25 protein-coding genes are annotated in these 26,852 nt (G+C 69.2%); 4 read left to right on the forward strand and 21 right to left on the reverse strand.

Annotated features, from left to right (window positions below):
- Positions 1-36: 36 nt before the first annotated feature.
- Positions 37-663, reverse strand: a complete 627-nt coding sequence (locus JI745_RS00870; RefSeq protein WP_201803047.1) for a putative 2OG-Fe(II) oxygenase — start codon at positions 661-663, stop codon at positions 37-39.
- A gap of 242 nt (positions 664-905) precedes the next feature.
- Between JI745_RS00870 and JI745_RS00875 the strand changes: the two genes are divergently transcribed.
- The 3 genes from JI745_RS00875 to JI745_RS00885 all read left to right on the forward strand — a co-directional run bounded on the left by JI745_RS00875 (position 906) and on the right by JI745_RS00885 (position 5,215).
- The gene (locus tag JI745_RS00875; protein ID WP_201803049.1) at positions 906-3,311 is read left to right on the forward strand and encodes a hypothetical protein; all 2,406 of its coding nucleotides are present in this window, start codon (positions 906-908) and stop codon (positions 3,309-3,311) included.
- A 105-nt stretch (positions 3,312-3,416) separates the two neighbouring features.
- Complete coding sequence (locus tag JI745_RS00880; protein ID WP_201803051.1) at positions 3,417-4,271, forward strand: peptidyl-prolyl cis-trans isomerase; 855 nt, start codon at positions 3,417-3,419, stop codon at positions 4,269-4,271.
- Positions 4,268-5,215, forward strand: coding sequence for a HupE/UreJ family protein (locus tag JI745_RS00885; protein ID WP_201803053.1), 948 nt, complete (start codon positions 4,268-4,270; stop codon positions 5,213-5,215). Before JI745_RS00880 ends, JI745_RS00885 begins: the two co-directional genes overlap by 4 nt.
- Before the next feature lie 187 nt (positions 5,216-5,402).
- Here the strand turns inward: JI745_RS00885 and JI745_RS00890 are convergent, their stop codons facing one another.
- The 20 genes from JI745_RS00890 to JI745_RS00985 all read right to left on the reverse strand — a co-directional run bounded on the left by JI745_RS00890 (position 5,403) and on the right by JI745_RS00985 (position 25,471).
- Positions 5,403-6,602, reverse strand: a complete 1,200-nt coding sequence (locus JI745_RS00890) for a DUF6596 domain-containing protein (RefSeq protein WP_310738436.1) — start codon at positions 6,600-6,602, stop codon at positions 5,403-5,405.
- A 52-nt stretch (positions 6,603-6,654) separates the two neighbouring features.
- On the reverse strand, positions 6,655-7,266 hold the full coding sequence (locus JI745_RS26875) for a YciI family protein (RefSeq protein WP_404932783.1): 612 nt from the start codon (positions 7,264-7,266) through the stop codon (positions 6,655-6,657).
- Positions 7,267-7,381: 115 nt separating this feature from the next.
- Positions 7,382-7,624 carry a hypothetical protein gene (locus JI745_RS00900; RefSeq protein ID WP_201803055.1) on the reverse strand — a complete coding sequence of 81 codons (243 nt, stop codon included), beginning with the start codon at positions 7,622-7,624 and terminating at the stop codon, positions 7,382-7,384.
- Positions 7,625-7,684: 60 nt separating this feature from the next.
- Positions 7,685-8,029, reverse strand: a complete 345-nt coding sequence (locus tag JI745_RS26880) for an ABC transporter substrate-binding protein (RefSeq protein ID WP_201803057.1) — start codon at positions 8,027-8,029, stop codon at positions 7,685-7,687.
- Entirely contained in the window at positions 8,030-8,785 is a 756-nt protein-coding gene (locus JI745_RS26225) for an ABC transporter substrate-binding protein (RefSeq protein ID WP_201803059.1), read from the reverse strand.
- A gap of 11 nt (positions 8,786-8,796) precedes the next feature.
- Positions 8,797-9,759: an NAD-dependent epimerase/dehydratase family protein gene (locus JI745_RS00915; protein ID WP_201803061.1), complete on the reverse strand. Its 963-nt coding sequence runs from the start codon at positions 9,757-9,759 to the stop codon at positions 8,797-8,799.
- 7 nt (positions 9,760-9,766) lie between these two features.
- Positions 9,767-10,753 carry a fumarylacetoacetate hydrolase family protein gene (locus JI745_RS00920; protein WP_201803063.1) on the reverse strand — a complete coding sequence of 329 codons (987 nt, stop codon included), beginning with the start codon at positions 10,751-10,753 and terminating at the stop codon, positions 9,767-9,769.
- 13 nt (positions 10,754-10,766) lie between these two features.
- Positions 10,767-11,537 (reverse strand): SDR family NAD(P)-dependent oxidoreductase, encoded by a 771-nt coding sequence (locus JI745_RS00925; protein ID WP_201803064.1) that lies wholly within the window; start codon positions 11,535-11,537, stop codon positions 10,767-10,769.
- A complete protein-coding gene (locus JI745_RS00930) occupies positions 11,527-12,129 on the reverse strand; it encodes a cupin domain-containing protein (protein ID WP_201803065.1) in 603 nt (200 codons plus the stop codon). Before JI745_RS00930 ends, JI745_RS00925 begins: the two co-directional genes overlap by 11 nt.
- Positions 12,130-12,135: 6 nt before the next feature.
- Positions 12,136-12,933 (reverse strand): cyclase family protein, encoded by a 798-nt coding sequence (locus JI745_RS00935; protein ID WP_201803066.1) that lies wholly within the window; start codon positions 12,931-12,933, stop codon positions 12,136-12,138.
- 38 nt (positions 12,934-12,971) lie between these two features.
- Positions 12,972-14,126 (reverse strand): MFS transporter, encoded by a 1,155-nt coding sequence (locus tag JI745_RS00940; RefSeq protein ID WP_201803067.1) that lies wholly within the window; start codon positions 14,124-14,126, stop codon positions 12,972-12,974.
- 12 nt (positions 14,127-14,138) lie between these two features.
- Complete coding sequence (locus JI745_RS00945; protein ID WP_201803068.1) at positions 14,139-15,266, reverse strand: FAD-dependent oxidoreductase; 1,128 nt, start codon at positions 15,264-15,266, stop codon at positions 14,139-14,141.
- Entirely contained in the window at positions 15,263-15,619 is a 357-nt protein-coding gene (locus JI745_RS00950; RefSeq protein ID WP_201803069.1) for a Rieske (2Fe-2S) protein, read from the reverse strand. Before JI745_RS00950 ends, JI745_RS00945 begins: the two co-directional genes overlap by 4 nt.
- Before the next feature lie 16 nt (positions 15,620-15,635).
- Positions 15,636-16,580, reverse strand: a complete 945-nt coding sequence (locus JI745_RS00955; RefSeq protein ID WP_201803071.1) for a VOC family protein — start codon at positions 16,578-16,580, stop codon at positions 15,636-15,638.
- A gap of 22 nt (positions 16,581-16,602) precedes the next feature.
- Positions 16,603-17,775, reverse strand: coding sequence for a S9 family peptidase (locus tag JI745_RS00960; protein WP_201803073.1), 1,173 nt, complete (start codon positions 17,773-17,775; stop codon positions 16,603-16,605).
- Between the two features lie 12 nt (positions 17,776-17,787).
- Positions 17,788-20,238 carry an MMPL family transporter gene (locus JI745_RS00965; protein WP_310738438.1) on the reverse strand — a complete coding sequence of 817 codons (2,451 nt, stop codon included), beginning with the start codon at positions 20,236-20,238 and terminating at the stop codon, positions 17,788-17,790.
- Positions 20,235-21,287 (reverse strand): hypothetical protein, encoded by a 1,053-nt coding sequence (locus tag JI745_RS00970; protein WP_201803074.1) that lies wholly within the window; start codon positions 21,285-21,287, stop codon positions 20,235-20,237. Before JI745_RS00970 ends, JI745_RS00965 begins: the two co-directional genes overlap by 4 nt.
- 11 nt (positions 21,288-21,298) lie before the next feature.
- Positions 21,299-22,645 carry a DUF1329 domain-containing protein gene (locus JI745_RS00975; protein ID WP_201803075.1) on the reverse strand — a complete coding sequence of 449 codons (1,347 nt, stop codon included), beginning with the start codon at positions 22,643-22,645 and terminating at the stop codon, positions 21,299-21,301.
- A 12-nt stretch (positions 22,646-22,657) separates the two neighbouring features.
- The gene (locus JI745_RS00980) at positions 22,658-24,328 is read right to left on the reverse strand and encodes a DUF1302 domain-containing protein (RefSeq protein ID WP_236674863.1); all 1,671 of its coding nucleotides are present in this window, start codon (positions 24,326-24,328) and stop codon (positions 22,658-22,660) included.
- A 42-nt stretch (positions 24,329-24,370) separates the two neighbouring features.
- Entirely contained in the window at positions 24,371-25,471 is a 1,101-nt protein-coding gene (locus JI745_RS00985) for an FAD-dependent monooxygenase (RefSeq protein ID WP_201803076.1), read from the reverse strand.
- A gap of 219 nt (positions 25,472-25,690) precedes the next feature.
- Here JI745_RS00985 and JI745_RS00990 point away from each other — a divergent pair, with 219 nt between their 5' ends.
- Positions 25,691-26,611: a LysR family transcriptional regulator gene (locus JI745_RS00990; RefSeq protein ID WP_201803077.1), complete on the forward strand. Its 921-nt coding sequence runs from the start codon at positions 25,691-25,693 to the stop codon at positions 26,609-26,611.
- The last annotated feature ends 241 nt before the right edge of the window (positions 26,612-26,852 follow it).

Below are 26,852 nucleotides of genomic sequence, written 5' to 3' on the forward strand. Positions count from 1 at the left end.
GCGAGGCGCGCCCGGCCTGCACCGAGCCGCGGCTCGTCAGCCGCTGAAGCGGATGCGGTAGCCCCAGGAGTCGATGTGGGTGGGAATGGCATTGAAGGCCAGCGTGATGCGTCGTTCGCCGGCGTTGGGCGGCACGGCGTGCATGAGATAGCTCGGAAACAGCACGAGGTCGCCAGGCTCGGGCTGCGGGCTGATCCACTTCTCGGCGTTGTAGGGCCCTGTGATGACAGCCGCGTGATCGTTCTTGAACGAGAACTCGGTGCCACCAGGGGACTTCATGAAGACGGTGCGTGAATCAGGGTGTGTGGGCGTCAGGTAGAGCACGCCGGAGACGAAGCTGTTGGCGTGGTTGTGCATCGCCTGCCGGCCCCCCGGCTCGAGCACGTTGACCCACATCTCCTTGATCGACCAGCCCAGGCGTTCGCCGAAGAGCAGGGCGCCGAACTCGATCAGCTTGGGGCTCAGCAACTCTGCCACCGAGACAAGCAGCGGGCTGTCGGCCGGGCTCAGCAGCGCGGTGTGGCTGAGATTCGCCGAGGAGCTGTTGTCGAGATCGGCGCGTGCCGAGAAGTGTTCGACCAAGCCGCGCACGAGCTCCGGCCTGAGCACGCCCGTCGAGCGGAGCAGGGGAATGGGGAAGAGGCCGAAGACTTCGTCGCGCATCAACAGATTCTTCCGGGCCGGATGCGCTCGCGACCAATCCCGAGTGGAGGGTTCTGGCCGTCATCGACCTGTCATGTAAGTGGTGCACGCACGCGCGCCAGGCTGCACATGGCCACGGATGGTTGCAACTGTCATGGCACCGACATACGCGATTCCTAGCATCCATGTGCGCCGATCGCCGTGCGGTTCTGCTGCGTCGTGCTTCCGATCCCCCAACGCCACCCCTCAGGAGACGAGACGCAATGAGCCTCACCCTTCAGAAGCGCCAGATCGCGCTTGCCGTTGCCACACTCGGCGCTGCCACCCTGGCCACCGCGCCGCATGTCGCGGGCGCCAACGATCACCGCCAACACGGCAACCGCAACACCGGGACCTACCTCGCCGGAGATTTCCACAACCACAGCACCTGCTCCGACGGTGCCGTGTCACTGCAGAAGAAGGTCAAGCGCTCGATGGACCGCACCGAGGCCACGCCCTGGGGCCTCGACTGGTTCGTGCAGGCCGGCCACGGCGGCACGGGCAACCGCAACTGCACGCTGGCCGAAGACGCGAGCCTCGCCACGCCCGCCTACCCGCTGGTCTACGCCACCGACGGCACCACGCTGCAGGGCCCGACCACCACCTGGCGCAACACCAACCCCGCTGTCACGCCCAAGGGCGACCTGTCGGGCTCGGGCGTCAACCAGAACATGTGGCGCTGGGAAGCGGTGCAGACCTACCAGTACCCGCTGCTCGAGTACCTGGCGGCCTACCGCAACGAGCCGATCTTCATGGGCGTGGAGTCGGTCGTCGCAGGCCATGAGCACACGTCGATGGCCGTCATCAGCGGCCAGATGCCCCCGGCCATCTACAAGCAGGTGCTACCCAAGACCCCGGGCTACACGCCGCTCGGCAATGCCAACGCATTGGCCCAATGGCAATACTGCTTCGACCGTGGGAACAGCGATACCAGCCGCGGTAACACCACCACACAGCCGGGCAATGTGAACACCGGACTGGGGAACAACTGGGACTGCTCCGTGCCTGGCAGCGCCAACAGCGCCAGCCCCGACTGGAATGTCGCGGCCGCCAAACTCAATGGTGCAAACGGTGACCTCGGCCACATCAAGACGGTCGAGTCCATCAAGTGGATGGCGGCCAAGCACCCGGACGGCAGCTACTACGTGCCGGCCCACCTGGAGCGTGCCGGTCCGTTCAACCCGGCAGGCAACAACGGCTTCAATGTCGAGCACCTGCGCAACTTCAACAACGCTGGCCCGCGCGTCGCCTTCGGCTTCGAGAGCCAGCCGGGTCACGGTGCCTCCGACCGCCGCGGTGAATACAGCCTGCGCCGCAACAACATCGGCGGTGTGCGCTACGACTCCGTCGGCGGGACCACCTTCGGCGGTACCGGCGTCTATGCCGCGCAAGTTGGCGGCGTGTGGGATGCACTGCTGGGCGAAGGCCGCAACTGGTGGTTCTTCGCGAGCTCCGACTGGCACTCGCGCGGCGCCTTCAGCGTCGACGATCGTCGCAGCGACAACGACTTCTGGCCCGGCGAATACCAGCGCAACTACACGCTCGTAAAGCATGGCAAGACGGACACGCGCCACGTGAGCCCGCAGATGATCGTCGACGGCCTGCGCAGCGGCAACAACTGGGTCTCGGCCGGCCAGCTCATCGACCGTCTCGCGTTCGTGGCCTGTGCAGTGCCCCCGCGCGTGGCACAGGCCACCGGCCGCCAACTTGAAGCGCTCGGCGAAGCTGCCGTCGAGGCGATGGCGCTCAACGCCGCGGCCCGCAACACCGACGACAAGGGCCTGCCGCACTGCGCCACCATGGGCGAAAAGCTCGTGGTCAAGCCCGGCTCCGACATCGTCGTCGCGATCGCCGTGCGCGACCCCAAGGGCAAGAACTACGCACCCTACAGCTTCCCCAACCCTTCGCTGCAGCAGGTGGGCATCACCCAGCTCATCGACGAGCCATCGCTCGACCACATCGACGTGATCCGCGGCCGCGTGACGGGCTTCAAGCAGCCGGGCGCGCCTGACTACGCCGGTGCCTGGCCGGACGATTGGGTCGACATGGCCAACCCGCAGCAGCTGCGCTCGCTGGCGAGCGTGCCCGCAGCAGCCAAGAACGAGACCGCCGCCGTCGTGAAGACCTTCGGTGCCTCCAACTGGAACAGCCCGCGCCACGACCGCGAGTTCAAGACGATGAGCTTCCGCATCCGCGGTGTGCAGTCGTCGCAGTACGTGCGCCTGCGCGGCACCAACCTGCCTGCCGCTGTGCCGTTCGAGACCGACGCTGCTGGCAACCCGTTGTCGGACCTGTGGACCAACTCCGGCGCGCTCAACGCCAAGAACAGCAGCGCGATCGAGTTCCCCGAGTTCGCGATGCTGCGCATCCCTTGCAGGACGGTGGGCAGCAACGTGCCGGAGAACGGCACGCTGTACACCGGCGTGGGCCAGCCGAAGATCGATGGTTGCCCGAACCACCTGCCGGTGGTCAACGGGCAGCGCATGGTGGCCTTCGACGTGGCCGCCTGGTCTGACCTGTGGTTCTACAGCAACCCCATCTTCGTCGAGGTGACCGGCAGCACGCCAGTGGCCGGCGTGCCGGCGGATCGCAAAGAACCACCGAAGGGCCACTTCATCGCGTCCAACTGATTGCCTAACGTTCACGAGCGCCGCGTGGCAACACGCGGCGCCTCGCTGCTTGTATGCCCGTCCGCGGGCTTTTCGCTTTTCTGACTCTTCCGAGAGCACGCCGAGATGTCCGCCACAGCCTCTTCTCCCGACACCGCACCACCACCCAGCGCACGAGGCACGGTGCGATGGTGGCGCGAGCCGCTGTTGCATTTCATCGTGCTCGGAGCGCTGCTCTTTGGGCTCGACCGCGCCGTCAACGGTCGGCCCGACGAGGCGCGAGAAATCGTGGTCGACGAAGCCGTCGACGCGGAGGCGATCAAGGTGTTCCGCGAGGCGCGCGGCCGCGAGCCCGGCGAAGATGAACTCTATGCGCTGCGCCGCGTGTGGCTCGACAACGAGGTGCTCTACCGCGAGGGCCTCGCCTTGCAGATGGACAAGGGTGACAAGGCCATTCGTGATCGGGTGATCTTCAAGGCGCTGTCAATGATCAACGCCGGGCTGCAGCGGCCCGCGGCCGACGACGCGGTGCTCAAGGAGTGGTTCGAGAAGAATCGGGTGAAGTACGACGAGCCGGCGCGCTACGACTTCCAGGAGGCGGTGCTCGCCGGCGATGCCACCGAGGGCGCCGCCAGTGCATTCGCGGCGGCGCTCAACGGCGGCACCTCCTCCGATGAGAAGGCTGGCCTGCGTGTGTTCAAGGCGCGGCCGCACCCGACCATCGTGCAGAGCTATGGCCCCGAGTTCGCGCAAGCGCTGGAGGCGCTGCCGCGCGACACGTGGCGGGCGCTGCGCCAAGGCGACGGATGGCGTGTTGTGAAGCTGGATGCCGTCGTCGCCGCGCGACCCGCCGTGTTCGAATCACTGCGAAACGTGGTGCATCAGGACTGGACCGACCACGTGATGGCCGAGCAGCGCAGCGCAGCGGTGCGCATGCTCGCGAAGAAGTACACCGTGAAGGTCGAGGCGGGCACCCCATGAGGCACCTGCTGCGTGCCTGCGTTGCGCTGCTGCTGTCGTTGTGCGCCGCGGCGGTCGGGGCCCACGAGATCAGCATGGCCGAGATGGAAGTCCGTCAGGCGGGACCGACCGAGTTCCTTTGGCAATGGACAGCGGGCAACCGCCCGGGAGATGCCGGCCTGCGCATCAGCTGGCCTGAAGGCTGCCGCGCCGAAGAGACGGTGCTGCGCTGTGGCGCCGAGAGCCTGCAAGGCAGGCTGGGTGTTGAAGGTGTGGGCCGGCGCTTTTCGGCCGTTCTGGTGAAGGTTTACTGGCTCGATGGCCAGATGCGCGTGCACACGCTGACGCAGGCGCAACCCTCGGTGCAGCTCTTCGGCGCCGCGGATGACCGGCGTGGCGTGGGCGAGGTGGTGTGGGCCTACCTTGTGCTTGGGGTCGAGCACATCCTGATGGGCTTCGATCACCTGCTGTTCGTGTTGGGCTTGCTGTTTCTGGTCGGGTTCGAGCGGAGGCTGGTGTGGACGATCACCGCCTTCACGCTTGCGCACAGCGTGACCCTGGCGTCGAGCAGCCTGGGTTGGTTGGTCCTGAACTCAGCGCCGGTCGAGGCGACGATCGCACTTTCCATCATGCTGGTGGCGGGCGAAGCGCTGAACAAGGAGCAGACGCTGTCACGCCGCTGGCCTGCGATGGTGGCGTTTCTTTTCGGCCTGGTGCACGGGCTCGGCTTTGCCGGCGCGCTGCAGGAGATCGGGCTGCCCGAGCAGCACCTGGCCGCGGCGCTGGTCACCTTCAACGCCGGTGTCGAACTCGGGCAACTTCTGGTCGTGCTTGTGGCGTGTGTTCTGTGGAAGCTGCTCGCACGCTGGCCCTCGGTGCAGCGGGGCCGGCCGGCCTTGCTGTACTCGATGGGGGCCGTCGCCGCGTACTGGTCGATCGGCCGCATCGTCGCCATCCTTCCCTGAGCCGAGCCGTTTCGCCGGCTCTCAGACGGCGCATTGCGGTAGGGCTGGCAGCAGGCGATGTTGTGGCCTGGTGCGACCCCCACTCAGCCTGCGGGGAGCGTGGGAGTTCAAGAAGCGTGTCGTCCAGGGTTCCACGGCCTGGAGACCACCTTAGGTTTCTCACCGGGCTCCGCGCTCGCGCGGCGCTTCAGCCGAGCTGAGCGACCAGGAAATCGCGCAGCCGCGGGTCGTCGGTCAGGCCGATGGCGCGCTGCAGCGCGGCCTGCCGGCCTGGTGCGCCGGCCAGGCCGAGCACATGGGCGCGCGCTACCCAGTAGGGCGCGTAGCCGGCGGCCTCCTTCGGCAGTGCATCCAGCAGCGCCACCGCGGCCGCCGGCTCGCCGGCCTCGGCCTGGGCCACGGCCTGGCCAACGCGCGCGCCAAGGCTGGCGTGGTACTGCACCAGGACGCCGTACAGCTGTGCGATGGCGCGCCAGGGTGTCTGTCCCGTCACGCGTCGCTGTGCATGGGCCGACTGGATGGCCGCCTCGATCTGGAAAGGCCCGGGCTGGCGCAGCTTGGCGGCGGTCCACAGCGCCGCCTCAGCCTTGCGGATGAGGTCCTCCCTCCAGCCGGTCGGGTCCTGCGCCGGCAGTGGCACGAAGCGGCCGTCTGCGTCGAACTGTGCCGCGCGGCGCGCCTCGGCATGCAGCAGCAGGGCCAGCAGCCCCCAGGCTTCGGCCTGAACGGGCAGCAGTTGCGCCGTCAGGCGGGCCAGGAAGAGGGCTTCCTCGCACAGGTCGTCGGCAGGGCTGTCCAGCGCATGGCGGCCCAGGGTGTAGGCGGCGTAGACGGCCTCCAGCACCGCCGCCAGGCGCGCCGGCAGCTCGCGGGCCTCCGGGGCCTCGAAGCGCAGCCCGGCTTCACGGATCTTGGCCTTGGCACGCACCAGGCGCTGGGCCATCGCAGCGGGCGAGACGAGGAAGGCGCTGGCGATGACCTTCGCGTCCAGCCCGAGGACGGCCTGCAGCATCAGTGGACCGTGGGCGTTGACCGCGATGGCCGGATGGGCGCAGACGAACATCAACTGCAGCCGTGCGTCGGGCACGGCCTGGCGCAGGGGCGCCTCGGGTTCGGCCTCATCGAGCAAGGCGGTCACGCGCGGGTCCAGCGTCAGCCGGATATGGCGGGCGTGGTGCAGCAGGCGGCGCTGGGCCGCCGCGGCCAGCCAGGCCTCGGGCGCGTCCGGCACGCCCTGCTCGGGCCAATGGCGCAGCGCAGCGGCAAAGGCGTCGGCCAGCGCATCCTCGGCCGCGGCGAGATCGCGCCATTGCCAGGCCAGGCGCGCCACGAGGCGGCCGTAGCTTTCACGGGCGACGCGCTCGGCCGCCGCCGCCGCGTCGCTCACGGGCGCACTTCTCGGCAGCGGTTCACGGCAGCGGAGTGAACCTGCGCAGCCTTCACGCTTGCGCGTCCATCGGCGGCAGCACCGGCCGCACTTCGACGCTGCCGGCCGACGCGCATGGTGCTCGCGCTGCCCATTCCAATGCGTCGTCCAAGCTGGCCGTATCGACGACGAAATATCCACCCAGGTGCTCGTGGGTGTCGGCAAAGGGGCCGTCCTGCACCTGTGAATTGCATGGGGTTCTCCTTGGGCGGCCCGCGCACCGTGCGCGCTCCTGACAGGGTGATGCGCGGGAAGGTGCCAGATCGACAGCAGCGCCATAGTCTTTTTTGCGCCCTGCCGCCTTGGGCGCGTCGTGGGTGAGAGCGGCCTGAGACCGCACGCAGTCGGCGAACAGCTGTATCTCGGGCCGACGCGCTCCGTTCAGCCCGACGATGAGCCAGTAGCTTAGCGGCTGCCCAGGCGGCCGGCCTAGCCGAAGGGCTCCGCCACCTGCCGCGCGCCAGTAGCGCGAAGACCAGCGGCAGTGACCCAGGTCCGCACCAAAGCAAGTCCGATTCGTCAATCGGCTGTCGACCACTATGCGCCGAGAGAGCGGCGGCGCCACAGCAAAACGCCGTTGCGCGAGACGACGAGCCCAAAGGGCGTGGAGCGTCGGCTGTATCACCCGATGCTGTCTTTCTGTGAAGTGCGGTCAGGAGTGTCTGGCCCGCGGCTTTGCGCCCAACAGCCGCTACTGAGGTCGAAGCCCGAGCGACGACAACCGCTGCAGAGCCGACGGTTCACTTCGACGGGCTGCTTGAGACTGTTTGCTGCCGGTCGAGTAAGGCCGATGAGTGACCGCCAAGGCCCAGACCGGTCTTCCGCATCCCCGCTGGCTGAATGACCGCTGCGCCTACGTGGTCGGTCCCGGCCAAATACGCCGGCAGCGGCAGCGGACCCTCCGGCGCGAGCAGTAGGCTGATGATCCCGTCGGCTTCCGTCGTCTTGTGGACGATGCGGACGGGGAGGGTGGCGGTGCTCATCGCGTAGGCGTCAGGCGGTGGTCTCGATATCTTCAGTATCCTGAATAATTGGTCGACGACCTACCGGCTCACCTTTCCCGCGGCGCCCAGCAGGGTCAGGTTCACGTAGCGCGAGCCGGTCCGGTCGTCACGCGCATACCGCAGACGCCAGCCCTCGATGATGGGCGGCGCCGTCTCCAGACGGTCGACGATGCAGGCACTGGTCGGGCGTTTGCCGCATGCGCGCAGTACCTGCCCGAGCACACGGCCGTAGAGGTATCCCTCCAGCGATGGGTACGACGCGGCCGATGGCTGCGCACCCAGCGCCCGCTGGTACGCCGCGACCAGTGCGTGGCTGATCTGCGTGGGATGCGGCAACACCTGGCTCACCGTCAGGCCACGCGCTTCCGTCGCACGGTCCGACATCTACAGCGCCGCGCCGGTCTCGCTGAAGGCCACGAACTGGGTGTTCGAGCAGCCGGACCTGGCCGCCGATCGCAGCACCTCCAGCGCAAGCCGCGCATCGAGCGCCAGCAGCACCGCCTGAGGCGTGGCGCTGCAGACCCGCCGCAGCGCCGCCTCGACCGCCTCGGGCGTTGCGCCCGCCGTCAGGCCCTCGCTCGCCACCGGCCGCATGGCCAGGCGCACCAGTTCCACCTTCAGGCCCTCCAGGCCCGAGGCGCCCAGGCCGTCGTCCTGCGCGATCGCGGCGATGCGGTTGAGGGCGATCGTGTCGACGTGGTTGACGATGGCCGCCACCTCGTCGCGGGCGCCCGCGCGCAGGTTGAAGAGATGGCGCTGGGGCGGCTCGCGCAGGCTGTCGGCACTGCTCGCCGCGCCAACGAGCGGCACGCCGGTCTGTTCGAGAAGGGGCCGCAGGGCTTCGATGGAGCGCGTGCCGTGGAAGGCGGTGAGCGCGACGGCGCCGGCCTGGATCAGCCGGCGGGCGTTCTCCAAGGCACGCGCGGGGTCGCCGCCGTCGTCCATCGCCTTGAGTTCGACCGGCTGGCCGTCGATCGTGCCCGCATGCGCCAGGCCGAGCTTCACGCCATGGAGGAGGCCCTGGCCATAGGCGGCGTTCGGACCGCTGAGCGGTGCCGACATGCCGATGGTGATGCCCGCCGCGCCGGCGTGGCCGCCCGCCAGTGCTGCGAAGAGAAGTGCGCCAGAGACGATTCGCATGCGGCTCCCATTCATAACGAATCCAGTGCACGCCGGACCAGCTCACGCAGGTCTGCATCGCGGTGGAAGCCTGCGTGCTCCGCATCGGGCGTTTCCAGCGGCGGGAAGCGGCCGAACAGCGTTTCGATGCGGTCGTCTGGGTGGTAGCGCACCAGCGGCCGCGTGTCGGTGCCGCGAAGCGCGCCGATCGCATCGACCAGCTCCGCCATCGAGAAGCGCGTGGTCGGCAGGGTGAAGGTGCGCGTGGCGCCCAGCGCGTGGCGCGGCAGCGCGGCGGCGTGCAGCAGGTTGTCGACGACGTTGCCGATTGACGACGCCCAGGTGGTGGCGCTCGCCGACATGGGGCAGGCGAAGGGGCGGCCCGCGGCGAGTTCGCGAATGATGTCGCTGAGGAAGGCCGACAACTGGCCCGTCTGTGCTGGGGGGCGGGCCAGGACGCCGGGAATGCGCAGCGACACACCGTCCACCCAGGCGCGCCGGCTGAAGTCGTCGACGAGGATCTCGCCGATGAGCTTCTGCGCGCCGTAGGTCATGCGCGGTCGGGGCTGCGCTACTTCCGTGACGAGCTCGGGCAGCGTTCCGAACACGGCGATGCTGCTCGCGAAGACGAAGCGCGGGCAGGCGGCGCCGGCTTCCACCTGCGCCTTGCCGCGTTCCAGCAGCGAGAGTGTCGCGTCCAGGTTCACGCGGCGTGCGAGCGCGTAGTTCGCTTCGGCGGTGCCGCCCGGAATGCTGGCGAGGTGGAACACCATGTCGACCGGATCGCCGTCGAGGTGATGGTCGAGCCAGGCGGCGTCGCCCAGGTCACCGGCGAGGCGATGCACCACGCATTCCTGCGCGGGGGCGCCGCCGAAGGTGAGGTCCACCAACGAAAGGCGGCGCAACGCTCGGCCGGCGAGCTCACCCTCGCGGGCAAGCCGCGTGGCGAGCGCGTGGCCGACGAAGCCGTGGGCCCCGGTGATCAGCACATGCATGGCCGCCTCAGGTCGCCGCGGCGACGACACGCTGGTCGATGACACCGAACGGCCCAGGCTGCCCCTCGTCGAAGCATGCCTCCATGCGCACACGGTCGCCGAAGCGCATGAAGCCGGTGCGGATCTCGCCCTGGTCGATCTTCTCGATGACACGCCGCTCCGCGATGCACGCGGAGCCCGCGGCGCGCGACACGTTCGACACCGTGCCCGAGCCGACGATCGTGCCCGCGCTCAGCTTGCGCGTGCGCGCGGCGTGCGCGACCAGGCGGCCGAAGTCGAAGTTCATCTCGCCACCGTGCGGCTCGCCGAAACGCTCGCCGTTCCACTGCACGTGCAGGCGCAGGTGCACGCGCCCATCGCGCCACGCACCGCCGAGCTCGTCGGGGGTGATGGCCACCGGCGCAAACGCGGTGGAGGGCTTGGCCTGCAGGAAGCCGAAGCCCGTCTTCATCTCATGCGGCCCGAGCGCGCGCAGGCTCCAGTCGTTGACCTGCACCAGCAGGCGCACGCAGCGCAGCGCCGCCGACGGCGTGACGCCCATCGGCACCGGGCCGCAGACGACGCCGAACTCGCCCTCAAAGTCGACGCCATCGGCTTCGCTCGGCAGTGGCACGTCGTCGTGCGGCCCGAGGAAATCGTCGCTCGCGCCCTGGTACATCACGGGAACGCTGTCGAACTCGGGAATCGGCGGTGCGTTGAAGGCCTGCTCCATCAGGCGGCCGTGGTTGAGGAAGGCCGAGCCGTCGAGCCACTGCGGGCTGCGGGGCAGCGGGGCGGCGCAGGCGCGTGGGTCGAACGCGAGGGCGCCCGGGGCACGGCCGCTGTCGAGGGCGGTCGAGACGTCGAGCAGTGCGTCGTGCACCTCGTCCCAGCGTTGCAGCGCATCGAGCAGGCTCGTGGCGATCGAGGGGACCGCGATGGCGCGTGTGAGGTCGCGTGAGACCACCACGAGCTCGCCGTCCAGCGTTCCGTCTTTCAGGGTTGCGAACTTCACGTTGACGTCGTTCCTAGTTGCCGTCGGAGATGGTGGTCCCGCCATCGACCACGAGGTTGTGCCCGGTGATGAAGCCACCGGCGTCGCTGGCGAGCATGACCACCACGCCGGCGATCTCGTGGGGCTCGCCCACGCGCCGCAGCGGGGTGGCGGCAAGGCGGCGCTGCATGAAGGCCGCGTTGTCGAGCAGGCCGGCCGCCAGCGGCGTGCGGATGAGGCCGGGCGAAATTGCGTTCACGCGCACGCCGTCGGGGCCCCACTCCACGGCGAGGTTGCGTGCGAGTTGGGCGAGGGCGGCCTTGGTCAAGCCGTAGAGGCCGATCGACATGTTCCCGCGCAGGCCCGCGATGCTCGACATCAGCACCACGCTGCCCCGGCCGCGCTCGGCCATGCCGGGCAGGATGCCGGCGCACAGCCGCTCGGCGCTGCGAAGGTTGATCGAGAAGACACGTTGCCAGTCGTCGTCGGTCACGGCGGACAGCGGCCAGGCCGGTCCCTGGACGCCGGCATTGCACACCAGCACGTCCACGTCGGCCGCCGTCGTGGCGAGGGCTTCTGTTTCAGTCACATGGGCCAGATCGGCGGCCGCGCCCGACGCCTCGAGCCCGAGGTCGCGCAACCCACTCGCCGCGCGTTCGCAAGCGTCGGGGTCGCGATCGGACACGATGACATGCGCGCCGTGGAAGGCAAGCGCCTCGGTGATCGCGAGCCCCAGCCCCTGCGTCGCGCCGGTCACAAGCGCCTTGCGTCCTCGGAGGTCGAAGAGGGTGCTGCTACGAGCCAAGAGGGCCTCCGCCGTCTCGCCGGCCCAGGGCGCGAGCGATGCTCGGCTCGTACTGCCCGTCGACCAGGATGAAGAGCATGCGGCAGGGCCTGCCCGACCGGTTGGCCCAGGCGTGGTTGGTGCCGCGCTGCACGACCACGCTGCCTGACTTGAGCAGGACTTCGCCCCGGTCGAGCACGAGCGTCATCTCGCCGTCGATCACGATGCCGTAGTCGATCGATTCGGTGCGGTGCATCAGCGGGTGTGGCGAGTCGGCGCGGACCGTCGACGCGTGCTCGTCTCCGATCTGCGCGAAGGCCTCCTTCATCCGCTTGGCACCGTTCAACTCGAAATCGGCGGTGTCGGGCGGAATGTCGACGAAGCGGATGCGCGTGCCCAGCTTCGGCGGTGGCAGCAGCAGCGGGCCGAGCGTCGGGTCGACGCCGTTGTCGACGGGCGCGGGCGTGCCCTGGGTGCTCCAGACTTCGTGGAAGACGGTGCCCGGGATGGCCTTGATCTCTGCGACGGTGGGCAGCGGGCCATCGCTGATGACGATCGCCTGGCCGTCGGCGTCATGGCCCGTGACGACGCGGTGGATGGGGGGGAAGCTCATGTCTCGTCAGTCCTCGAAGATGGCGACCGCGCGCGTCCAGCCCGCCGAGGCGCCGCGGATCTTGTGCGGGAAGCAGCTGATGGTGAAACCGTGCGGCGGCAGCGCCTCCAGGTTGTGCAGCTTCTCCAGGTGGCAGTAGCCGATGTCGCGGCCGGCCTTGTGGCCCTCCCAGATCAGCGCCTTGTTGCCGGTCTCGGCGACGCGCTTCGCGGTGTAGGAGAAGGGCGCGTCCCAGCTCCAGGCGTCGGTGCCCGTCAGCCGCACCCCGCGCTCCAGCAGGTACATCGTGGCCTCGTAGCCCATGCCGCAGCCGGCTCCGAGGTAGTCGTTGTGGCCGTAGCGCGAGCCGGCGCGGGTGTTGATCACCACGATCTCCAGCGGCTGCAGCGTATGGCCGATGCGCGCGAGCTCGGCCTCGACATCGGCCGCGGTGGCCACGTAGCCATCGGGGAAGTGCCGGAAGTCGAGCTTCACGCCCGACTGGAAGCACCACTCCAGCGGCACCTGGTCGATGGTGATTGAGGGGCGGGCGCCGCCGTTCTTCGCGTCCTGCGTGGAGTGGAAGTGCCAGGGCGCATCGAGGTGCGTGCCGTTGTGCGTGGTGAGCGTCACCCATTCGGCGGCCGCGGCTTCACCGTCGGGATAGTCCTCCGGCTTCGTGCCGGGGATCATCGCCATGAACTCGGGCAGCGTGTCGGCATGCTTCTGGTAGGTGATCTTCGGCGCCAGCGGCGGCGGGTCGGACAGGACGTCGTTCTCCAGGTAGATCGAGAGGTCGACGAAGCGGCGTTTGGTTGTCGTCATGGCCATCGGGGGAGGGGGTTGGTTCGGCGATGCGCGTGTCACGTCGCGGGCTTTTGCACCGGCAGCGCCACCGAGGGTTTCGGGAGCTGGCTCATGCACGCAACCGCAATGAGGGCGATGGCGACGGCGGCATAGCCGAGGCTCGCGTACCCCGAGGCCTTGACCAGCGTGCCGCCCAGCACCGGCCCGATGGCCGCACCCACCATCAGCATGGCGGGTGTGGCGGCCAGCGCGCGCCCCGTGGGCTCTAGCCGGGCCAGCAGGCCGAAGGCAAAGGTGTGGGTGAAGACCATCACCGCCACCAGCAGCGCGCCGGCGGTGGCATAGGGTGCGAAGGTGGTGGCATTCATGATCGTCATCACGAGCGCGGCCTGCAGCACCGGCCCGGCCAGCAGGACGCTGCGAGCAGGGAGGCGCTTCTCCAGCAGCGCGGCTAGCGGCGCGGGCAGCAGGTTCACGATCCCGGCCGCGACGAGCACGGCCGTCACCGCCCCCACCGCGAAACCTTGGTCGGCGCCGGCGCGCTCCAGGAAGCTGAAGCTCATCGCCTGCACCAGCGCCATCGCGCTGACGCCGGCGATGCCGAACCACACCGGGGCGGCGATGCGCTGCCGCCCGGCTTCGGGCTGGGCGGCCGTGGCGTCAGGCGCCGGAAAGAACGCCGCGCAGACGAGGGTGGCCACCACCATCACGCCGCCGAAGACGAGGAAGAGCGCATGCCCGCCCGCCGCCGCCACCACCTGCGGCGTGGCCCCGAGAAACACGATGCCGAACACACCGAGCGCGAAGCCCACCTGCGCAAACAGGCGATGCGGTGTATCGCTGCGCGCGATCGTGCCGTGCGTCACGCTCAATGCCGCGCCGGCGCTGAGGCCCGCCACCGCATGCAGCGCGGCCATGCTGCCGAAGCTCGTGCTCATTGCCAGGCAGAAGAAGGCGATGGCTGACACTGCATAGCCCGCTGTCGCCACCCAGCGCACCGGCAGCCGGCCCACTCTCGGGGCGACGATCAGACTCGCGACCACCGCGCCGGCGAGGAACAAGGTCGCCAGCGCCCCGGCCTGCTGCGGGTCGAGCTTGAAGCGCGAGATCAGTGTGCCCACCCACACCGGCAGGGCCACCAGGTCGACCATGCCGGCGCAGTGCGCCACCATCAAGGCGATGCGGCCCCGCCGAGGGTGATTGCGGTTCATGTGCGCCTTTCGTCAGATGGGTTGGGCCAGCGCCATCAGCGACGCGCGCATGATCCCGGCGTGTTCTTCCTTGCTGCCGTTGGCCATCTCGATCTCGCCGAGGCGGAAGGAGTTTTCGACCACCATGCGGCAGCGCTCCCAGCGGCGCGCCTGGAAGGCACGCAGCGCGGTGTCGAGTGCGTCGGTACTCGCCAGCTCGTCGGCCAGCACGAGTGCGTCTTCGATGCCGATGCAGGCGCCGCTGGCGAGGTGCGGCGTCGTGGCATGCACCGTGTCGCCGATCAGCACCACGCGGCCGCGATGCCACGGCTGTGGCACGAGCAGGCCTTCGAGCGGGCGGAAGACGATCTGCGAATCGGCGCCGATCTGGTCGCGGATGCCCTGCAGCAGCGGGTCGGGAAAATCGGCCAGCAGCCCGCGCAGCAGAGTCGGAAAGTCTTGCGGGTCGACACGCTCGTTGACGGGCCGGTGCTCGGTGACGAAGAGGTACATCTGTGTCGCCGACACGGGGTTCACGCCGGGCTTCACGCGGCCCATCCACATCGTGGCCGTCTTCACCGCCTGGGGCCGCGGCAGCACGGCGCGCCACACGGCCTGGCCGGTGTAGCGCGGCTTGGGCGCGTCGGGAAAGATCGCCTCGCGTGTCTTCGAGTAGAGGCCGTCGGCACCGATCACCAGGTCGTAGCGCTGGCGCTTCCCATCGGTGAAGTCGATTTCCACGCCTTCTTCGTCCTGCCGGATCTCGGTGAAGGTGGTGCCGAGCCGCACCTGCGTGCCCGAGGCGCGTGTCGCGTTTGCGAGGATGCGTGCGAGCACCGGACGCAGGATGGCGCCGCCGCCCGGCACGTCGGGGCGTGCCACGCGCGGTGTGGGCAGCAGGCCGATCGGTGTGCCGTCGGGCAGGTGCAGGGCCACGCCGTCGGCCGCGCTGCCTTCGCGCAGGTAGTCGTCGAGGATGCCGAGCTGGTCAAAGGCGCGCAGCGTAGCCCCGCCGAGGCTGATGCCGGCGCCGTAGTTGCGCCAGTCGGCGTCGAGCTCGACCAGGTCGACCTCCGCGCCGCGCTTGCGCAGCTCGATCGCGGCGGACATCCCGGAAAAGCCGCCTCCGATGATGAGGATCTTGTGTGCGGCCAGGGTCATGGTGAAGTCTCCTCGTGGGATGGGTCTGGGTGGGCGAGGTGGACCTCGCCGCGTGATGTGAGGGCGACGGGCACGCGGGTGAGCGATTGCCCGAGGCACGGGCCGAGCGTGCAGATGCCGGAGGCGATGTCGAACTGTGCGCCATGCGCCGCACAGACGATGCGGTCGCCCGCCGCGTTGAGGTAGGCGTCCTTGCGCCACGCCATCGGCGTGCCGTGGTGCGGGCAGGAGTCGACGTACGCATGCAGCGAACCGGCCTGCCGCACCACGAGCAGCGTGTCGCGGCCCTCGCCGTGCGGGTCGAAGCCGCGCGAGCCGCCGTCGGCCAGTTCATCGATGTGGCACAGGCGCATGGTGTGCGGCTCCGTGTCAGGCACCGGCGTGCTTGCCGCCACCGGCACCGGGGGGCGGGCCGCTCGGTGCCCAGCGCTCGCGGTGCTGGAAGAGGAAGAGCTGCGAGGCATCGGCCCCCATCGGTGCCTCGCGCGGCGACCAGGCGTCGTCGTGCAGGTCCATGTCGGCGTCGTACTCGACGTGGCAGCCGAGCGGCGAGTTGAAGTACCAGAACCAGTTGCTGCCGAAGCGGTGGCGGCCCGGCCCCCAGAAGCTCTGGTAGCCCTTCTCGACGAAGCGCGTGCCGGCGAGCAGCACCTCGGTCGGGCCGCCCATGTGGAAGGTGAAATGCTCGCACCCCTTCATGAAGGGCGGCGTCTGGATCATGAAGAGCGTGTGGTGGTCCTGCGTGCCGGCCGGGCGCAGGAAGGGGCCCACGCCGGTGAAACGGTCGGTGCAGACGAAGCCGAGGCGGCTGTAGAACCCTTCGGCCTTGGCCGCATCGGGCACGAAGTAGACGACGTGCGACAGCGAGCGCGGCCGCACCGAGGCCTCTTCCGGCAGGCCCAGCGCGTTGAGCGGGCGCTGCGGCGCGGCGCCCGGGGCGTTCACCCGTTCGCCGGGCAGCGACAGCGGCCGGCGCACCGTCACCTGGAAGGCGAGCGCGAAGCCCATGTCGTCGATGCAGCGCAGCACGCCGTCGCGGCGGGCCACGTCGCGGTCGCGGCGCAGCTCGGCCTCGATGGCATCGAGCGTCGCGCTGTCGGCCACGCCGTAGACGGTTTCGCGCAGCATGCTGGCGGTGCCCATCGGCGGCGGCAGCGACGGGTCGTCCTTCGCGCGCAGCACGACAGCGGTGCCATCCAGCGCTTCGTAGCGGTCGTGGCCGGCGTCCGTCAGTCCGTAGTCGATCAGGTACTGGCGGCAGGCGGCGAGGTCGTCGACGCCAAAGACGAGGGCGTCGGGTCCGATGATGTTCATGCGGGTGTGCTCCAGGGAAGAATCAGTTCGAGGCCGAGAGGCGGCCGCCCAGCGTCTCGGCCACCCAGTCGGCGATGTAGTGGCCGGCGTTGATGCTGTTGTCGAAGCTCGCGTGCTGCACGCCGCCTTCGCGGTCGCTGAAGATCTTGAGTTCGCGCTTGGGGCTGTTGACGAGCTGGTCGTAGGTGCGGTGCGCCCACTTGAGCGGGATCTGCGAATCCTTTTCGCCGTGCGTCACGAGGAAAGGCACGCGGATCTTCTCGACCACGCCGTCGAGATGCACGTCTTCGGCGATGCGCATGAAGTCGTCGATGTCCTTCGCGCCCCAGACCCAGCACACGTGGGCCCAGTAGTGCGGCACGGGGAAGTCGCCTTCCTTCTCGAGTCGGCGCTTCTGCACGTCGCGCCAGTCGTGGTTGGCGCCCCAGGCCACGCCGCAGGCGAAACGCGGCTCCATCGCCACGGCGCGCGGGCAGTAGTAGCCGCCGAGCGACACGCCCTCGCAGCCGATGCGTTTCGGGTCCACGTCGTCGCGCGTTTCCAGCCAGTCGACCACGCGCGAGGCCCAGTGCTCGGTGTCGTAACGGGCGGTGAGGCCCTGCAGGCGCAGCGCCTCGCCGGTGCCGGGCTGGTCGACCACGAGCGACGACACGCCGCGTTTGGCCATCCACGACGGCAGGCCGACCAGGTGCTTCATCTCCTTGGTGGAATCGAGACCGTTGAGCTGCACCAGCACCGGTGCGCGCTCACCGGGCTTCAGCCCTTGCGCCGGCACGTACAGCGCCGACAGGTGCTTGCCTTCGTAGGGGATCTCGACGCGCTGCACCGTGTCGCCCATCAGGCGCGAGCCTTCGAGGAAGAGCGCCAGCTCTCGGCGGTAGAGGTCCATGCGGCCCGGCGCGTCGTGCGCCTGCAAGCGCTCGGCGGTGATCAGGTAGCTCGCGGCGCGGCGGTATTTCTCGCCGGCCGAGAGCAGTCGGCCACGGGCGGCGTCTTCTTCGGCCAGGCCGCACAGCTTGTCGGCCATGCGCACCCAGGTCTCGCGGAAGGCCTTGGTGCCGGCGGCGTCGGGCGCCTTCGCGGCCTCGTGCAGCGGGCCGCACATCTCTTCGATCTCGCCGATGCGGGCGCCCATCTCGATCGCGAGGTTGACCGAGAGGTTCCAGACGTAGTTGGTGGGGAAGTACTTGAACATGATGAAGTTCGGTCAGGCCGCCCGTTGGGGGAACTGACGGGGTTCGGGGGTGGAGGAATCGTGGGCCGGCGCGGCGGCGCTCGGCTGTACGCCGGCCGCCTGCGGCAGGAGGAAGTGCGCCAGCGCCGGCAGCAGCACGAGCGCCCCCAGCATGTTCCAGAGGAACATGAAAGCGAGCAGCACGCCCATGTCGGCCTGGAACTTGATGGGGCTCGCGACCCAGGTCACCACGCCCACCGCCAGCGTGATGCCGGTGAGCGTGACGACCTTGCCGGTGAAGAGCAGCGCGTGGTGGTAGGCCTCGGACAGGCTGCGCCCTTCGCGCAGCTGCGCGAGCGTGACCGAGAGGATGTAGAGCGCGTAGTCGACGCCGATGCCCACGCCGAGCGCGATCACCGGCAGCGTGGCGACCTTCACCCCCATGCCCAGGCCGACCATCAGCGCTTCGGCCAGGAAGGAGGTCAGCACCAGTGGCAGCACGGCCACCACCACCGCACGCCACGAGCGGAACGTGATGAAGCACAGCAGCACCACCGCACCGTAGACCAGCAGGAGCATGGTGCGCCAGGCGTCCTTGACGACGATGTTGGTCGCAGCCTCGATGCCGGCCGAGCCGGCGGCGAGCAGGAACTTCGTGTCGGCCGTGTCGTTGGCCTTGGCGAAGGCCTCGACGTGGTCGACCACGCGCGCCAGCGTCTGCGCCTTGTGGTCGCGCAGGAAGACGTAGACCGTGAGCAGGCCGCACGCGTCGTTGTAGAGGCCACGCGGCGCGCCGGCGGTCACGGTGTTGAGCATGTCCTGGTTGGGCAGGAACTCATACCAGCGCGGGTTGCCTTCGTTCAGGCCGGCGAGCACGCGGCGGTTGAGCAGTGCCAGCGTGTTGATGGACTCCACGCCGTCGAGCTGGCGCAGCTCCCACTCCAGCGTGTCGACCTTGCTCAGCGTCTCGTAGCGGGAGCATTGCCCGTCGGGCGTCTTCACCATCACGGCCAGCACGTCGCTGGACGCGCCATAGGCGGCCGTCATGAAGGCGACGTCGCGGTTGTATCGGCTGTCGGCTCGCAGCTCGGGGGCGCCGGGGTCGAGGTCGCCGATCTTCAGTTGCAGGCTCGCGATGAAGCCCGCCGTGCCGAGCATGAGCGCCACCGCGACGGTGACGCCGGCCCAGCGCCGTTGGGTGAAACGTTCGAGCCAGCGCCACGGCGAGGCGCTGCCCGCCGCTTCGCGCGCTTGCGCCCGCAGGCTGCGCTGCGCGGCCCGTGTGCTCACGCCGGCGTAGCTCAGGAGCACCGGCAGCAGGATCAGGTTGGTGAAGATCAGCGCGGCCACGCCGATGGAGGCGGCGATGGCCAGCTCGCGGATCACCTGGATGTGGATCACGAGCAGCACCGCGAACCCCACGGCATCGGCCAGCAGCGCGGTCAGGCCGGCGAGGAAGAGGCGACGGAAGGTGAAGCGCGCGGCGACGAGCTTGTGCGTGCCGCGGCCCACGTCCTGCATGATCCCGTTCATCTTCTGCGCGCCGTGGCTCATGCCGATGGCGAACACGAGAAAGGGCACGAGGATCGAATACGGGTCGAGCGCGTAGCCGAGCAGCGGCAGCAGGCCGAGCTGCCAGACCACCGCCACCAGCGAGGCGATCACCACCAGCGCGGTGGAGCGCACGCAGCGCGTGTAGGCGAACACCATCGCGGTGGCGATGGCCACGGCGATGGCGAAGAACACCAGCACCGAGCGCACGCCGTCGATGAGGTCGCCGATGATCTTGGCGAAGCCGGTGATGTGCACACGCACGCCTTCGGCTTCGTATTTCCCGCGCAGCGTCTCCAGCTGGCCGGAGAGCTTTGCGTAGTCGAGCGCCTGGCCATCCGTGCCCTGCGCGAGCAGCGGCACGTAGACCACCGAGGAGCGTTCGTCGCGCGCCACGAGCTGGCCCAGCTCGCCGGAGCGCGCCACGTTGGCGGCCAGCGCCTGCAGGCTGCGCGGCGAGCCGTCGTAGCCGTCGGGGATCACCGGGCCGCCTTCCAGGCCGTCTTCGGTCACGCCGACCCAGCGGGTGCTCGGGGTCCACAGCGACTTCATGCGCGCCCGGTCAACCCCGGGCAGCAGGAACACTTCGTCGCTCAGGCGGCGCAGTGTCTCCAGGTATTTCGCGTCGTAGATCGAGCCTTCGGGCTGCGCCACGGCGATGCGCAAGGCATTGCCCAGGCCGCTCAGCTCCGACTGGTGGCGCAGGAAGTTCTGGATGTAGGGGTGGCTTGCGGGGATGGTCTTGTCGAAGCTCGCGTTCAGCTGCAGGCGCGTGGCCTGCCAGCCCAGCAGCACGGTCACCGCCAGGCACAGCCACACGACCACCGCGCGGTGGTTGAACAGCAGGCGCTCGACCCACGAGCCGGAGTGGCGGTCGAACTGGTCGAGCGTCACGCCGTGCGTGTCGTGCGTCTTGAAGGAAGCCAGGCTCACGGCTTGGCTCCCAAGTTCAAGGCGACCGGCGTGGCACCAGCGAGCCCGAAGGCCAGCGCGCGGTCGGGGGCCAGGGGCAGCACCGCGGCCGGCATCGGCAGCGGGCGTTCGTTGACCGGCACCAGCGTCTCGCCGCGCAAGGCGAGCAGCAGGCCGGCCTGGTTGGCGAGCAGCAGCGTGCCGTCCGCCGCCGTGGCGCTGGCGGTGATGGAGGTGCCGGTCGGCGTGCTGAGCTGCGCCCAGCCGCTGTTGCCGTCACGCGCATGCCACACGTTGCCGCGCAGACCGGCGAGCACGAGGCTGCCGTCGGCACGCAGTTCGCCGGTGAACCAGCTGCCCTTGTAGGGCGAGGCGAGCGTGCGGAAACTGTGGCCGCCGTCGTCCGAACGCGCGAGCAGGCCTTGCTCGCCGGCCAGCACGATGGCATCGCCCGCGCGGCGCGCCACGTACCAGTGCAGGCCCTGGGGGTTGGGCAGGCGGGCCATCCACGGCGCCCACGACTTGCCGCCGTCCTGGCTGTGGAAGGCGATGCCGTAGGCGCCGACGGCCAGCAGGCGTTGGGCGTCCCACAGCATCACGTCGAGGAAGGGCTTGTCGGGCCCGTCGGCCAGCAGTCGCTCGGCCTCCTTCATGGCCTCGGGTGTTGCGGCGGCCTCCTTGGCGAGCCGTGCGAGCCGCAGCCCATCCAGCCGCACGGTCCAGCTTTCGCCTGCATCTTCGGTGGTGAGCACCGTGCCGGCGTGACCGACGGCCACGCCGCGTCGTGCGTCGGCGAAACGCACGGTCGTCAGCGTCACGCTGACGGGCGACGGCGCCTGCCGCCAGGTGATGCCACGGTCGTCGCTCAGCGCCACGAGGCCGCGCTCGCCGACGGCGACCACACGCGCCCCGGCGAAGGCCGCCGACAGCAGCGCCTGGCGCGCCGGTGCCTTGACCGAGAGCGCCGGGCGTTGCCACGCGTCGCCCACGGGGGCGGCGCCGGCACCCGTCGCGCCGAGCAGCAGCGTCGCCGCGAGCGCCAGGTCCGAAGAGGTGAAGCGAAAGTTCATGCCAGCGTCTTTCAGCGCACGCCGTCGCCGGCCATGGCGTCGGGGGTGAAGAAGCTGTCGGGCCGGCGCGGCACGATGCGGTAGTGCGTGTTGCGTTCGTTGACGACGCCGCTCGCGTACCACGCACCCGACAGCAGATCATGGAAGCCCCATTGCTGCTGCGGCGTGGTGGCCGGCAGGTCGGGCATCACGACGGGGTGGGCCCACAGCGTCTTCCACAACTGGCCCTTGGCATCCCAGCGGTCGCCGAGCACGGCCACCCAGGTGTCTTCGTCGAGGTAGTAACGGCTGCGCGGTGCCTGGTGGCGCTGGCCCGGCTTGAGGTTGGCCTCGACCACCCACACGCGGTGCAGCTCCCAGCGCACGTGGTCGGGGTTGAAGTGGTGGGGCAGGAGGACGTCGCTGTCCTTCGTCGGCGTGTGCAGGCGGTTGCTGTTGTAGGGGATCAGCAGTTCTTGCTTGCCGACGATCTTCCAGTTGAAGCGGTCGGTGCGGCCGCCGAACACGTCGACCTCGTCGAAGCTCGCGACGCCGCTCGACGCCGGCGTGGGGGTGTCGCAGCACGCGTTGGGCAGCTTGCGCACGCGGCGCTGGCCGGTGAGGTAGACCCAGGTGGCGGTCTTGTCGGCATCGAGGTTCTGGCGGCCGACAAGGGCTTCGCCGGCACGCACCGGCGGGCCCGAGTTGACGAGGCGGATCAGCCAGAAGTCGCCGTTGAACTTGTCCTGCTGGCCTTGCGCGTAGTACGGCATCTGCCAGTCGCCCGTCGCCTCGACCGAGAGCACGCGCTGGCCGCTGGCGGTGCCGAGGTAGCCGCGGAAATCGTTCTGCCAGGCCTCGCCGCGCCAGTGCAGGTCGTTGTTGGCCATCATCTCCTCGCCCGTCTTCGGGATGGGGAAGGGGATGCCGCCGAACGCACCCTTGAGCACGTGGCCTTCCAGCCTGGCGGTGGTCGCGTTCTTGAAGGTGTTGTCGTAGACCCATTGCGGCGCGGCGGCGGTGCGGTGGGTCTTGTAGACGTCGAGCCGGAAGGTCTTGGGGTACTTCTTGAGCAGGGCCACCGTGCCCTCGCTCAGCTTGCCGGCGTGCTGCGCCAGGTTGTCGGCGGTCACCGAGTAGAGCGGCTTCTCGTTCGCGAACGGGTCGCCACGGCGGCCGCCGTTCTTGAAGCCGGGAATGGGCGTGGTGTAGCCGCCGTTCCAGGCGGGGATGCTGCCGTCGGCGTTGCCGGCCTTCTCGGCGCCGAAGGGCGTGAGCGTGGTCTTCAGCTTGGCGGCTTCTTCGGGCGTGACGCCGGCCTGTGCTGCCGACGCGGCGACGAGGGCGACCAGTGCAAGGCCTCTTGTGATATGTGACATGGGGGTCTCCGTTCAGAAAGTGGTGCGCAGGGAGAAGCTGAGGAAACTGCGGTCCTTCAGCGCCTGCTCGTACTGGGCGTTGTTCGCGTTGTCGAGGGTGGGCTTGGCCTTGCCCAGGAAGTGCACGTAGCTCAGGTTGGCGTTCCAGCGGCCGAGCCAGACGCCACCGAGGCCGAGGGTCAGGTCGCCACCGTGGTCCACCGCGAAGCCGGGGCCCACCGCCGACGACTTGCCGAAGCCATAGCCGAGGCCGAGGCTCGGCGACAGGTCGAGGCCAGGGGCCACCTGCCGGTAGGTCGGCGAGAACACGACGCGCAGCGCGGTGGCCGAGCGGTCGGCGTTGGGGTTCAGTGCGGCTTCGTTCTTCGTGACCTTGAGGCGCTGGTTCCAGGCGATTTCGCCGAGGAAGCTCGCCTCATTGAAGAGCACGCTGGGGCCGAGGCTCGCGAGCCACGAGAACTGCACATGCGCGCTTTCACCGACCGCATAGCCCGGGTTGTCGGAATTGTTGAAACCCGTGCCCACCCCGATGGCCGGGATGATCGTGCGCCCGGAACTGGCGAGCGGCGTGTTCTGGCGGATCGAGGCTTCGCCGGCGAGGCTCCAGTCGCCCACCGTCTTCGCCAGGCTCACACCGTAAGCGCGCACGCCCTCGTGGTAGACCCAGCGGAAGCTGCGGGCGGTGAGCGCCGGCGGTGCGCCGTTCATCGTCGTCCAGATGTTGCTGGGCGTGGTGGCGTGGTAGCGGATGGCGTAGAGGCCGAGGTCGGCGTCGAGCGCGTCGAGGCGCCAGCGCAACTGCACGCCACCCTGGCCGCTGTCCCGGGCTTCGAGGTCGGCCTCGCGCACGAAGGTGCCGGTCGGGCCGGCGTTGATGCGCTCGGCGCCGGGGCCGAGCGAGTCGCTGCCGGAGAGATAGGCGCCGGCCGGCATCAGCCGTGTCTTCTGCCACTCGTAGGGCACGTACGCGCCGACGGTCACGGCAGACGACAACTGCACCTGCATCGACAGCTTGCCGGTGGGCCGCGCGATCTCCTTGAACTGCGAGTTGGGGACCGACAGCAGCTTGGGCAGGTCGAGCGGCGCCATGCCGCCGGCGATGCCGTTCGCGCCGAAGAAGAGGCTCTCGCCCCACAGCAGGGTGTGGCGGCCGAGGCGTGCGCTGACCGGCACCTCGCCGAGCTGCAGCTTGCCGAAGACGAAGGCGTCGAGCACCTCGGCCTTGCGGCCCATGACCTCGCGTGTCTCCTCCGGGAACTCGTTGCCGGGGGTGTGGTTGGCCGTGGTGGTGCGGTTCTGGTTGCCGCGGTTGTAGACCGCGTCGTACCACGCTGCGCCGCTCACGCGGGCGCCGACGTTGCCGTAGCTCGCATCGAGTTCGCTCAGCAGGTCGAGCCGGTTGGAGACGATGCCGCGGCTGAAGTTGTTGTCGCCGTCGTCCTGGTTGAGGTTGTTCGGGCCGACGACACCGCCGGGGCCGAACCGCGTCTGCGAAAGGCCGGGATCCGCCTTCTTGACGCGCGCCGCGGCGCTGTACTTGACCGTGTTGTCCCAGCGCAGCTTGAGGCCGGAGTCTCCGGTGTCGAACTCGAGGGCCTGCGCGTTGACGCAGGCCATGGCCGCGATGGTCAGGGCCGACAGGCGAAGCGGCGGCTTGGGGGAAGCAGGGGTGAAGTGAAGCATGGTCTCCTCTCGTGTGTCTTGGTGGAATGAGGTGTGGGAAGGTCAGGCGGGTCGCGCGACCAGCGGCACCAGCCGCTCGGCGAGGGCGAGCAGGTCGGTGGAAGCGTCGGGTCTCACGTTCCAGCGGGCGGCTTGCGACGTGATCTCGAGAACCCGCCGCGCACGATCGAGGCGGCGTGCCTCGAACGCGTGGAGTAGTTCGTCGTGTGGCAGGCGGGCGCGCAGCAGGTCGCCGAGCACGAGGGCGTCTTCCACCGACTGCGCCGCCTGCTGGCCGAAGTGCGGTGGCAGAACGAGCGCGGCAGGCCCGATGCGCAGCACACGCTGCGCATGCCAGGGGCCCGGTTGCATGCCGAAGCGCACCGGCCGCTCCGTCACCGGCGTCGTGGCGCCCCAGTGGCGGGCCACCGGCGCCACGATGCCGCCCTGCGCCGCCAGCACCTGGCGGATATCGGAAGTGGAAGGGCGGCTGCGCTCGTTCCACATCACCGCCACACCGGCCCGTCGTGTGTCGACCGGCACGAGCAAGACCTTGGGGTACTCGTGGCTCAGCACGAGGGTGGCACGGTCGAGCGCCAGCGGGCGCGGCACCAGCGTCTGGCACCACTGTTGCGGCAGGGCTTCGGGTTCCCACGCGACGAGGGCGCTGCGCAATGTGCCGGCACTGCCGGGCCTGTTCGTGAGCACGGCCAGGTCCATCGGGTGCCGCTCGCCGGCCTGGGTCACGAGCGTGGCGTCGGGCAGGGCGTCGACGATGGTTGTGCCTTGGTGCAGCTTGGCCCCGCGATCGACCGCGGCCTGGCGTAAAAGCCCAAGCAGGTCGCCGTGCACCATGCCGAGCGCGGGCGGCAGCGGCTCGCCGGCCAGGCGCGGCGACGCCAGTTCGCAATACGCCCGGCCCTGCACATCCGCCACCACCATGCCCTTGTAGGGAAAGCCTTTGCGCACGCAGCTGTCGGCGAGCCCGAGGGAGTTCAGGTCCCTCAGCAGGTTGGCCGTGACATGGAGATGCGTGGCCTTCGACGGCGCTGTGGCGGGCGCGTCGAAGACCTCCACCGTCGCACCCGCCGACGAGGCGGTGAGTGCCATCGCAAGCCCCGCGAGACCAGCGCCGACGATGCCGATGCGAAGCGCGGGCGACATCGTCAGCAGGCCGAGGCCGTGTGTTTGCAAATCGAAGGCGTGAGTTCGCCCTTCGCCTGGCTCGATGCCATTCGTTGTCTCCTGATCGTTCTGAAGTCGGGTTACCGAGAGGTTAGGGAGAGCCGCGTCGCTTGAAAAATGGGTTGTTTCCAAACGAGATATCGATCCGGTGAATAGTCTTCGGGTTACCCCTGGCTTCAGCGGATGACGGCGCACCCCATGCGACACAACCGACTTGACCTCAACCTGCTCGTGGCGCTCGATGCGCTGCTGACCGAGCGCAGCATCACGAAAGCCGCGGACCGGCTGCACCTCAGCCAGTCGGCGACGAGCAACGCCCTGGCGCGGCTGCGCGAGTACTTCGACGACGAGCTCCTCGTGCAGGTGGGGCGGCGCATGGAGCTCACGCCGCGTGCAGAAGGGCTTCAGGAGTCGGTGCGCGACATCCTCGTCCGCGTCGATAGCACGGTGGCCGTGCAGCCCGAGTTCGAGCCGGCCAAGTCAGACCGCACGTTTCGGCTCTTCGTGTCCGACTACACGCTGATGGTGTTTGCGCCGCACATCCTTGCGCTCGCGAGGGAGGCGCGCTGCACGGCGACGTTCGACTTCCTGCCGCAGGTGTCGAACCCGCAGCGAAGCCTGGAGCGCGGCGAGGTGGACCTGATGATCATCCCGCGCGGTTTCGTATCCCCCGATCACCCCGAGGAAGTGCTGTACGAAGAGAAGTTCCTGTGCGCGGTGTGGCGTGACGGTGCGCTCGGCCGCGGCGAGCTGAGCTTTGAGCGCTACCGCGATGCTGGCCACGTGGTCATGCAGCCGCCGGGGCAGGCGGGCGAGTCGTTCGAGGCGTGGTTCGCCCGGCGCTTCGGGCTCACGCGTCGCGTCGTCGCCATTAGCCACGGGTTCGCCGCCCTGCCGGCGATGGTGGTCGGCACCGACCATGTGGCCACTGTGCATGCGCGCCTCGCCCTGAAGCTGCAGCCCGCCTTGCCGATCGTGCTGCACGAGCCGCCGCTGCCCATCAACGTGATGGAGCAAAGCATGCAGTGGCACAAGTACAAGACGCAGGACCCTGGGCTGGTTTGGTTGCGTGGACTCTTACGGCGCGCGGTGCAGCGCATGGATGCGTCGCTGGCCTAACCTAGGAAAAACATTCGACTCATGTTCGAGCGGCCTTTTCCCGTTTCGATCGGGAGCCGCATGCTGTCAGCGATTTCTTCACCGGTCACGTCGTCCTCCACGCTCTCTTTGCCCTCAAAGGCCTCGACCATGTGAAGACGGCGGACGCAGCCGGCGTCGGGATGGGAACGTCCGCCAAGGGTTTGAAGGTGGTCAGGGGCGACGTGGACATGGTCGCTTGGGGATGCCGGCTACAGACTGG

It is taken from the genome of Piscinibacter sp. HJYY11 (assembly GCF_016735515.1).
Lineage (GTDB): Bacteria > Pseudomonadota > Gammaproteobacteria > Burkholderiales > Burkholderiaceae_C > Rhizobacter.